The sequence below is a fragment of the Thauera phenylacetica B4P genome (assembly GCF_000310225.1).
Lineage (GTDB): Bacteria > Pseudomonadota > Gammaproteobacteria > Burkholderiales > Rhodocyclaceae > Thauera > Thauera phenylacetica.
Map to the genome: position 1 here is coordinate 1 of NZ_AMXF01000162.1, position 9,409 is coordinate 9,409.

Sequence of the window (9,409 nt, forward strand, 5' to 3'; positions counted from 1 at the left end):
GCGCTCGCCTGGAGCGCGCCGCAGAGGTCCGGCTCGCGCCGCGGGGCGAGGGCCTGCGCCTGCGCCTGCACCCGGCGCGGCCGCGACGCGAGCTGCGCAAACTCTGCCAGGAGGCCGCGATCCCGGCGTGGCTGCGCGACCGCCTGCCGGTGCTGTGGGTGGACGGCGAGCCCGCCTGGGTGGGCGGCATCGGGGTGGCGGCGGAGTTCGCCTGCGCGCCGCAGGCGCCGGGGCTGGTGCCGGAGTGGCGACCGGGCGGCATGCCCGCATCGACGTCGCCGGACTGAGCGCGGCGCCGGCGCGGCGCTCAGTTGCGCAGCGTGGTCAGCAGCTGCGCCAGCTCCACCGCCGAGCGCACCTCCATCTTGTCGAAGATGCGCGAGCGGTGCGCCTCCACGGTGCGCATCGAGATCGACAGCTCGTCGGCGATCACCTTGTTGTACTTGCCCTCGAGGATCTGCTCCATGACCTCGCGCTCGCGCTGGGTGAGCGTGGCCAGGCGCGCCTCGATGGTCTCGCGGCTGGCGGCGACGCGCAGGCGCTCGTCGTCGGTGGCGAGCGCCTTCTCGACGAGGTCGACCAGGTCGTGGTCGTTGAAGGGCTTCTCGATGAAGTGGAAGGCGCCCTTCTTGAGCGCGGCCACCGCCATCGGCACGTCGCCGTGGCCGGTGATGAAGATTACCGGCAGCCGGCAGCCGCGCGCCAGCAGCTCGTCGAAGCACTCCAGCCCGCTCATGCCCTGCATGCGGATGTCGAGCACGACGCAGCCGCGCCAGTCGCCGCGCCAGTCGGCGAGGAAGGCCTCGGCCGAGGCCCAGCTCCGGCACGGCACGCCGCGCGTCTTGAACAGCCATTCGAGGGCGTCGCGGATGGCCTCGTCGTCGTCGATGATGTGCGTGCAGGCGGTGTTCATTCGAGGTCGGCGTCCACCGGGAGTGAGAGGGTGAAGATGGTACCGCCGCCCGGGCGCGATTCGAAGGCCAGGCGGCCGCGGTGCAGCTCGGCGATCGTGCGGCAGATGTTGAGCCCCATGCCCATGCCCTCCTGCTTGGTGGTGAAGAAGGGCTCGAACAGGCGGGCGGCGGTCTCGGCGGGGATGCCGGCGCCGCGGTCGGCGACGGTGACGGTGACGAAGCGGCCCTCGCGCGCGGTGCGCACGGCGACGGTGCGCTCGGGCGGCGGGGTGTCGCGCATCGAGTCCATCGCGTTGCGCACCAGGTTGACCACGATCTGCTCGATCATCACCGCGTCGGCGGGCACCTGCGGCAGGCCGTCGGCGAGCTCGCTGCGGATGCGCATGCCGCGCTTGCGCGCGTCGGCCTCGATCAGGCCGATGGCGTCGCGGATCACCGCGGCGAGGTCGAGCGCCTCGCGCTTGGGCTCGGAGCGGCGCACGAAATCATGCACCCGGCGGATGATCTCGCCGGCGCGCTGGGCCTGGCGGGCGATGCGCTGGTGTACGTCGAGCAGCTCGGCGCGGTCGAGCGGCGCCTCGTCCTGCAGGCGGTTGATGCAGCCCGAGGTGTAGCTGGCGATCGCGGCGAGCGGCTGGTTGAGCTCGTGCGCCAGCGTGGACGCCATCTCGCCCATCGTGATCAGGCGCGAGCTCTGCTGCAGGCGCTCCTCCTGCTGCAGCGCGTGTTCGCGCGCGCGCTTCTGCTCGGTGATGTCGAGCACCGAGCCCATCCAGCCGGCGTGGCGGCCGGCGGCGTCGATCAGCGGCGCCTCGAACACCAGCACGTCGAGGACGTCCCCGTTCTTGCGCCGCAGGCGCACCTCGGTGCCATCGGCCGAGCTGCCGCCGGCGAGGATCTCGCGGTGCAGGGCGTAGGTCTGCTCGATGCGCTCCGGGTCCCAGTAGGGCATCGGCGCCTTGAGCCCGAGCAGCTCGTCCGCGCTGAAGCCGGTCATGCGGCAGAAGGCCGAGTTCACATAGGTGAGGCGGCCGTCGAGGTCGCGCGCGCGCATGCCGGTGAGCATCGAGTCCTCCATCGCCTTGCGGAAGGCGGACTCGGCGCGCAGCGCGACCTCGGCCTGTTGGCGGCGGGCGAGCTGGCGGCGCAGCTGCATCACGCTCCACACGATGATCCCGGCCAGCAGCACGATCGAGGCGCCGAGCAGCAGCGGGATCCAGCGCGTCTCCGAGCGGTAGGCGGCGATCTGCAGCGTGAGGCCGTGCCCGGGCGGGTCGAAGGGCATGCTGTAGGACAGCCGCGGCGACAGCGGCGCGACCTTCGACTTGGCGGCGAGCCTGCGGCCGTCGCTGTCGAGCACCGCGACGTGGTAGCGCTCGGAGAACCACCACGGCAGCTCGCGCATCACCACGTCCGACAGCGAATACACGCCGACCACCATGCCGACCTGCGCCTCGTCCGACCACACCGGCACGTGCACCTCGAAGTGGTGGGCGCCGCCGGGGGCCGGATGTGCCGGACCATACACCGCGCGTCCGATGCCGCGCGCCAGCTGCAGGCTGGATTCGTCGACCGGCGCCGCGGCCGCGTCGGCGGACGCGTCGTGCGCGACCGGGGCGGGGGTGAGTGGCGGCATCGCGCCCAGCACGTGCCCCTCCGGCGACAGCCACAGGATTCGCGCGAGGCCGCGCTCGTGCGTCAGCAGGCTGGCCAGGCGCGCCTCGGTCTGGGCCGACGGTGCGGGCGCCGCGAGCAGCTCGGGGCCGATCTCCTGCAGGTGGATCTCGTTGCGGTCGAGGTTGAAGCGCAGGTTCTGCTCCATCCACAGCACGTCGCTGATCAGCGTCGCGCGCTGGGCGTCGTCGTCGTACTCGCGCGTCAGCCACACCAGCGCGGTGATCGCGGCGAGGAAGAGCGCCAGGCTGAGGTAGGGCAGGTGCTGCAGCCAGCGCCGGCGCGCGAGCGGCAGGATGGACGGTGCGTCGGCGTGGCTCATTGCGGAAGGCGGCGGATGGGGATACGGTGGCTTGCGGTTGTCACGGATGCGGAGATCCACAATAGCAGCGCGCTGCGGGCGAAACGATACTGATGTCCGACACAGCGAAACTTATCGCAGTGCGAGCGTGCCGCCCGGAGGCCCCGGGTAGCCGAACAATACCCCGATGCTGTTCTCTAGGAGGAGGTGCTTCATGAAGATCCGTTCGCTTCTGGTCGGTCTGGTTGCCGTCGGTCTGTCCAGCGTCGCGCTTGCGGCCGAGCCCATCGTGATCAAGTTCAGCCACGTCGTGGCCCAGGACACGCCCAAGGGCAAGGCCGCCGAAAAGTTCAAGGCGCTCGCCGAGGAATACACCAAGGGCGCGGTCAAGGTCGAGGTGTACGCCAACAGCACGCTGTACAAGGACAAGGAAGAGATGGAGGCCCTGCAGCTCGGCGCGGTCCAGCTCCTGGCCCCGTCGCTGGCCAAGTTCGGCCCGCTCGGCGTGCGCGAGTTCGAGGTCTTCGACCTGCCCTACATCTTCGACGGCTACGAGGCCCTGAACAAGATCACCCAGGGCGCGGTCGGCCAGCAGCTGCTCGCCAAGCTCGAGCCCAAGGGCATTCGCGGCCTGGCCTTCTGGGACAACGGCTTCAAGTCCTTCTCGGCCAACTCGCCGATCAAGAAGCCCGAGGACCTGCGCGGCAAGAAGATGCGCATCCAGTCGTCCAAGGTGCTCGAGGAGCAGATGCGCGAGGTCAAGTCGCTGCCGCAGGTGATGGCCTTCTCCGAGGTCTATCAGGCCTTGCAGACCGGCGTCGTGGATGGCACCGAGAACCCGCACTCCAACCTCTACACCCAGAAGATGCATGAGGTGCAGAAGCACATGACGCTGACCGACCACGGCTACCTCGGCTACGCGGTCATCACCAACAAGAAGTTCTGGGACGGGCTGCCGGCGGAGATCCGCACCCAGCTCGACAAGGCCATGGTCGAGTCCACCGTCTATGCCAACCAGATCGCCAAGGAAGAGAACGACAAGTCGCTGGAAGCGGTGCGTGCCTCGGGCAAGACCGAGATCCACACCCCGACCGCCGAGGAGAAGGCTGCTTTCAAGAAGGCGTTCGCTCCGGTGCACAAGAAGATGGAGTCGCGCATCGGCGCCGAGCTGATCCAGTCCATCTACAAGGAAACCGGTTTCGATCCGGCCAAGCTGTAATCCTCTCGTCTCCACACCCAGCAGCGCCCGTCCGGCTCGCAGAGAGCGACGGGCGTTTTTTCGGGGGAAAACAATCATGAACAAGCTTCTCGACCGCCTCGAGGAGATCATCATCGCCAGCCTGATGGCCGTGGCGACGATCGTGATCTTCATCTCGGTGGTGCATCGCTACCTCTCCGGCTACGAGATTCCGCTGCTGCAGGACTGGCTCCTCGACATGAACGTCGGCTGGGCGCAGGAGTTCTGCATCATCCTCTTCGTGTGGATGGCCAAGTTCGGCGCCGCCTATGGCGTGCGCACCGGCATCCACGTCGGCGTCGACATCCTGATCAACAAGCTCAGCGGCAGCTCGCGCACGGCGCTGATCCAGATCGGCCTGGTGTGCGGGGTGCTCTTCACCGGCCTCATCGGCCTCTTCGGCGCGCTCTTCGTGTGGGAGAACGGCATGGCCTACGAGACGCTGACGCTCTTCGGTCGTGACACCGGCGACTTTTTCGAAGGCCCGACCACGCCCGACCTCGAATGGCCGACCTGGATCGTCTATTCCGCGGTGCCGCTCGGCTCCTTCCTGATGTGCTACCGCTTCCTGCAGGTCATGGTGAGCTTCGCCCGCACCGGCGAGCTGCCCACCCACGACCATGGCCACGTCGAAGGCCTGGACGACGAGGATGACGAGAACGTGCTGCTCGAGGGCGAAGCCTTCTCGATCGCGGAAGACATCGAACACGCCCGTCGCGAGGCCGAGGCCAAGCGTCCCGGCCAGGGCAAGTAAGGAGACGACATCATGACCAACACGATTGCAATCTTCGGTCTGCTCGTCGTCCTCATGGCGATCGGCATGCCGGTAGGCGTGGCGCTCGGCCTCACGGTGCTGAGCTTCATGTTCATCTTCACCGACGTACCGCTCGAATCGGTGGCGCTCAAGATGTTCACCGGCATCGAGAAGTTCGAGATCATGGCGATCCCCTTCTTCATCCTAGCCGGCAACTTCCTCACCCACGGCGGGGTGGCGCGACGCATGATCAACTTCGCCACCTCCATGGTCGGCCACCTGCGCGGCGGCCTGGGCATGTCGGCGGTGCTGGCGTGCGCGCTGTTCGCCGCGGTGTCGGGCTCCAGCCCGGCGACCGTGGTGGCGATCGGCTCGATCCTGATCCCGGCGATGATCAAGCAGGGCTATCCGCTGCGCTTCGGCGCCGGCGTGGTGGCCTCGGCCGGCGGCCTGGGCATCCTGATCCCGCCCTCGATCGTCATGGTGATGTACTCGGTGACGACCAACTCCTCGGTCGGCGCGCTGTTCATGGCGGGCGTCATCCCCGGCCTGCTGCTGGCCTTCATGCTCGGCGCCTGCACCTGGTACGTGGCGCGCAAGAACAACTACCCGACGCTGCCGCGCACGAGTTGGGCCGTCCGCATCAAGCACTTCCGCAAGGCCTTCTGGGGGCTGATGCTGATCGTGGTGGTGATGGGCGGCATCTACTCGGGCATGTTCACCCCGACCGAGGCGGCGGCGATGAGCGCGGTGTACGCCTTCTTCATCGCGGTGTTCGTGTACAAGGACCTCACCTTCAAGCAGATCCCGCGCGTGCTGCTCGACTCGGCCAACATGAGCGCGATGCTGCTGTTCATCATCGCCAGCGCGGTGCTGTTCTCCTTCATCCTGACCAGCGAGCAGATCCCGCAGCGCATGGCCGACGCGATCGTCGCCAGCGGCATGGGCCCGATCGGCTTCCTGATCGTGGTGAACCTGCTGCTGCTGGTGGCCGGTGCGCTGATGGAGCCGTCGTCGATCATCCTGATCCTGGCGCCGATCCTGTTCCCGGTGGCGGTGGCGCTCGGCATCGACCCGATCCACTTCGGCGTGATGATCGTGGTGAACATGGAGATCGGCATGATCACGCCGCCGGTGGGCCTGAACCTCTTCGTGGCGAGCGGCATCACCAAGGCCGGCCTCACCGAGATGAGCAAGGCGGTGATGCCGTGGCTGTACACGATGCTGGTGTTCCTGATGATGATCACCTACATCCCGAGCATCTCCACCTTCCTGCCCAGGGCGCTGGGCATGATGTAAGCGCGCGTGCCGGGGCCGTCGCGCGCGGCCCCGGCAGGCAGGCTGGATCGATCCCCGCCGTGCAGCGATGCCGGCGGGGATCGTGTTTTTCGTCGCGGCGCTTGCGTCGCCTTACATTCCCGCGCCGAGCGCGCGCATCGGTGTCGTGCGAAACCTGCTAAAATTTCGCGCTTTTTTCCAAACCTCACGCTTTATCCAAGCGCAGTCCCGGAGTTATCCATGGCAATCGAACGCACCCTGTCCATCATCAAGCCCGACGCCGTCGCCAAGAACGTGATCGGCCAGATCTACGCCCGCTTCGAAGGCGCCGGCCTCAAGGTCATCGCCGCCAAGATGGCGCACCTGTCCGAGCGTGAAGCCGGCGAGTTCTATGCCGTGCACAAGGAGCGTCCCTTCTTCAAGGACCTGGTCTCGTTCATGACCTCCGGCCCGGTGATGATCCAGTGCCTGGAAGGCGAGAGCGCCATCGCCAAGAACCGCGAGCTGATGGGCGCCACCGACCCGAAGAAGGCCGACAAGGGCACCATCCGCGCCGACTTCGCCGAGTCGATCGACGCCAACGCGGTGCACGGCTCCGACGCCCCCGAGACCGCTGCCGTGGAAGTGGCTTTCTTCTTCCCGGGCATGAACGTTTACTCGCGCTGAGCGGTCCGTACCGACGGCCCGTCGCGCACGCTTCGCGGTGCCTCCCGCACCGCGCGCGGCGTGAGCGGGCCGTTTGCATTACGGTCGGCCCGTCATCGCGGGCCTCCGCTCCCGAGAGGTGAAGTTTCAGGCATGAGCACTCCCAATCCGGTCAATCTGCTCGATTTCGACGTCGACGGTCTCGTCGCCTGGTTCGCCGGGCTGGGCGAGAAGCCGTTCCGCGCCCGCCAGGTGATGCGCTGGATGCATCGCGAGGGCTGCGACGACTTCGACGCGATGACCGACGTCGCCAAGTCCCTGCGCGCCAAGCTGAGGGACGTCGCCGTGATCCGCCCGCCGGTGCCGGTGCGCGACTCGATCTCGGCCGACGGCACGCGCAAGTGGCTGCTCGACGTGGGCAACGCCAATGCGGTCGAGACCGTGTTCATCCCTGAAACCAGCCGCGGCACGCTGTGCGTGTCCTCGCAGGCGGGCTGCGCGCTCGACTGCGCGTTCTGCTCCACCGGCAAGCAGGGCTTCAACCGCAACCTGTCGGCCGCGGAGATCATCGGCCAGCTCTGGCTGGCCAACAAGCTGCTCGGCGCCGCCCGCGCGGACGCCGGCGAGCTCGCGCCGGACCTCGAGGCCGGCGAAAAGGACAACGGCCGCATCATCAGCAACGTGGTGATGATGGGCATGGGCGAGCCGCTCGCCAACTTCGACAACGTCGTCACCGCGCTGCGCCTGATGCTCGACGACCACGCCTACGGCCTGTCGCGCCGGCGCGTCACCGTGTCGACCTCGGGCGTCGTGCCGGCGATGGACCGCCTGCGCGACGAGTGCCCGGTGGCGCTGGCGGTGTCGCTGCATGCCTCCAACGACACGCTGCGCGACCGCCTCGTGCCGATCAACCAGAAATACCCGCTGCGCGAATTGATGGCCGCCTGCCGGCGCTACCTCGAGCGCGCGCCGCGCGACTTCGTCACCTTCGAGTACGTCATGCTCGACGGCGTGAACGACAGCGACGCGCACGCCCGCGAGCTCGTCGCGCTGGTGCGCGACACGCCGTGCAAGTTCAACCTGATCCCGTTCAACCCCTTCCCGGACTCCGGCTTCCAGCGCTCGCCCGCGGAGCGCATCCGGCGTTTTGCCGGTATCCTGATCGAGGCCGGCATCGTGACCACCACGCGCAAGACGCGCGGCGACGATGTCGACGCGGCGTGCGGCCAGCTCGCCGGCCAGGTCCAGGACAGGACGCGGCGCACCGTGCGCCTGCACCAGGCAAGGGAGAACATGCGATGAAATCGACACTGGCACCCGCCGTGCTGGCGGTGGCGCTCGCGCTCGGCGGCTGCGCGGGCGCGCCCGGCGTGCCCTCGAGCGCGGCGATGATCAGCCGGCCGATGTCCGACACCAACCCGGCCACTCCGGCCGATGCGCGCGCCCGCGTGCATGTGGAGCTCGGCATGGCCTACTTCGAGGTGGGGCGCTACGACGTCGCACTCGACGAGGCGAGGATCGCGCTCAACGACAGCCCGTCCTACGCGCCGGCCTACCATCTGCTCGGCCTCGCCTACATGTACGTCGAGGAGCGCGGCGCCGCGCGCGAGAACTTCGAGCGTGCGCTGCGCGAGGCCCCGGGCGACCCCGACTTCAACAACAGCTACGGCTGGTTCCTGTGCTCGCAGGGCCAGGAGCGTGAAGGCCTCGAGCGCCTGGCCGTCGCGGCGCGCAACCCGTATTACCGCCACCAGACGCGCCCGCTCACCAATGCGGGCCTGTGTCATCTCCGCCTCGGCGAGGAGTCCGCCGCCGAGGCGCAGTTCCAGCGTGCGGTGCAGGCCGACCCGGAGAACGCCCAGGCGCTCTACCTGCTCGCCGACATCGCCTACCGCGGCGGGCGCTACGAGCAGGCGCGCAGCCAGCTCATCCGCCTGCACCAGGCGCACGGCCCGAGCGCGGCCTCCGCGTGGCTGGGCCTGCGCACCGAGCGCCGCCTCGGCAACGCCGACGCCGAGGCCAGCTACGCCGCGCAACTGCGCAGCCGCTTCGCCGAATCGGAGGAGTTCAAATCGATGAATCAAGGGAAGTTCGAGTGAGCAGCATGCAGTCCGACCACCTCGCCCCCGGCACCGAGTCCGCCGCCTCGCCCGGCGTCCGCCTGCGCCGTGCCCGCGAGGCCCGCGGCGAATCGGTGCACGAGGCCGCCTTCGCCATCAAGCTGAGCCCGCGCCAGATCGAGGCGCTGGAAAACGACGACTTCGCCGCGCTGCCCGGCATGGCCTTCGTGCGCGGCTTCGCGCGCAACTACGCGCGCTACCTCGGCCTCGACGCGGCGCCGCTGCTCGACGGCATCGGTCGCCTCGCCGGTGCCGACCAGCCCGACCTGTCGCCGATCCGCAACGCCAATGGCGACCTGCCATCGGGTGGCGGTACACGCCGCGGCAGCTTCCCCGCCGGTGCGGTGGTGGCCGTGCTGCTGGTCCTGCTCGGCGTGGGCTGGTACTTCGACTGGTTCCGCACCGAGCCGCCCGCCGCGCTCGAGCTGCAGACCGAGCCCGCGCCCGCCTTCGCGCCCGCGCCCACCGAGGCCGGCAACGCCGCGT

General features: G+C 68.7%; 10 protein-coding genes. 8 read left to right on the plus strand and 2 right to left on the minus strand.

From position 1 onward, the window contains the following. On the plus strand, nt 1–287 hold a 287-nt coding region (gene tilS, locus C667_RS16505; RefSeq protein WP_004370407.1), incomplete at its 5' end, for a tRNA lysidine(34) synthetase TilS. Between the two features lie 20 nt (nt 288–307). On the opposite strand, the gene C667_RS16510 is transcribed toward tilS, so the two are convergent. Together C667_RS16510 and C667_RS16515 are read right to left on the minus strand one after the other, a co-directional pair. Then, nucleotides 308–913: a response regulator transcription factor gene (locus C667_RS16510; RefSeq protein ID WP_004370409.1), complete on the minus strand. Its 606-nt coding sequence runs from the start codon at nt 911–913 to the stop codon at nt 308–310. After that, a complete protein-coding gene (locus tag C667_RS16515) occupies nt 910–2,910 on the minus strand; it encodes an ATP-binding protein (protein ID WP_004370411.1) in 2,001 nt (666 codons plus the stop codon). Before C667_RS16515 ends, C667_RS16510 begins: the two co-directional genes overlap by 4 nt. 193 nt (nt 2,911–3,103) lie before the next feature. Between C667_RS16515 and C667_RS16520 the strand changes: the two genes are divergently transcribed. The 7 genes from C667_RS16520 to C667_RS16550 all read left to right on the plus strand — a co-directional run. Then, on the plus strand, nt 3,104–4,108 hold the full coding sequence (locus C667_RS16520; RefSeq protein WP_004370413.1) for a TRAP transporter substrate-binding protein: 1,005 nt from the start codon (nt 3,104–3,106) through the stop codon (nt 4,106–4,108). A gap of 76 nt (nt 4,109–4,184) precedes the next feature. Next, complete coding sequence (locus C667_RS16525) at nt 4,185–4,880, plus strand: TRAP transporter small permease (RefSeq protein ID WP_004370415.1); 696 nt, start codon at nt 4,185–4,187, stop codon at nt 4,878–4,880. 12 nt (nt 4,881–4,892) lie between these two features. Beyond that, on the plus strand, nt 4,893–6,179 hold the full coding sequence (locus C667_RS16530; protein ID WP_004370417.1) for a TRAP transporter large permease: 1,287 nt from the start codon (nt 4,893–4,895) through the stop codon (nt 6,177–6,179). A 219-nt stretch (nt 6,180–6,398) separates the two neighbouring features. Continuing rightward, nucleotides 6,399–6,824 (plus strand): nucleoside-diphosphate kinase, encoded by a 426-nt coding sequence (gene ndk, locus C667_RS16535; protein ID WP_004370419.1) that lies wholly within the window; start codon nt 6,399–6,401, stop codon nt 6,822–6,824. A 132-nt stretch (nt 6,825–6,956) separates the two neighbouring features. After that, a complete protein-coding gene (rlmN, locus tag C667_RS16540; RefSeq protein ID WP_004370420.1) occupies nt 6,957–8,105 on the plus strand; it encodes a dual-specificity RNA methyltransferase RlmN in 1,149 nt (382 codons plus the stop codon). Then, a complete protein-coding gene (pilW, locus tag C667_RS16545) occupies nt 8,102–8,902 on the plus strand; it encodes a type IV pilus biogenesis/stability protein PilW (protein WP_004370422.1) in 801 nt (266 codons plus the stop codon). Before rlmN ends, pilW begins: the two co-directional genes overlap by 4 nt. A 5-nt stretch (nt 8,903–8,907) precedes the next feature. After that, nucleotides 8,908–9,409 (plus strand): helix-turn-helix domain-containing protein (locus C667_RS16550; RefSeq protein WP_004370423.1); only part of this gene is annotated, 502 nt, incomplete at its 3' end.

Excerpts from the sequence above, each read along its gene's own strand:
- C667_RS16510 (WP_004370409.1), bottom strand. The coding sequence starts at position 913 with ATGAACACCGCCTGCACGCACATCATCGACGACGACGAGGCCATCCGC.
- C667_RS16515 (WP_004370411.1), bottom strand. The coding sequence starts at position 2,910 with ATGAGCCACGCCGACGCACCGTCCATCCTGCCGCTCGCGCGCCGGCGC.
- rlmN (WP_004370420.1), top strand. The coding sequence starts at position 6,957 with ATGAGCACTCCCAATCCGGTCAATCTGCTCGATTTCGACGTCGACGGT.
- pilW (WP_004370422.1), top strand. The coding sequence starts at position 8,102 with ATGAAATCGACACTGGCACCCGCCGTGCTGGCGGTGGCGCTCGCGCTC.
- C667_RS16530 (WP_004370417.1), top strand. The coding sequence starts at position 4,893 with ATGACCAACACGATTGCAATCTTCGGTCTGCTCGTCGTCCTCATGGCG.
- C667_RS16520 (WP_004370413.1), top strand. The coding sequence starts at position 3,104 with ATGAAGATCCGTTCGCTTCTGGTCGGTCTGGTTGCCGTCGGTCTGTCC.
- C667_RS16525 (WP_004370415.1), top strand. The coding sequence starts at position 4,185 with ATGAACAAGCTTCTCGACCGCCTCGAGGAGATCATCATCGCCAGCCTG.
- ndk (WP_004370419.1), top strand. The coding sequence starts at position 6,399 with ATGGCAATCGAACGCACCCTGTCCATCATCAAGCCCGACGCCGTCGCC.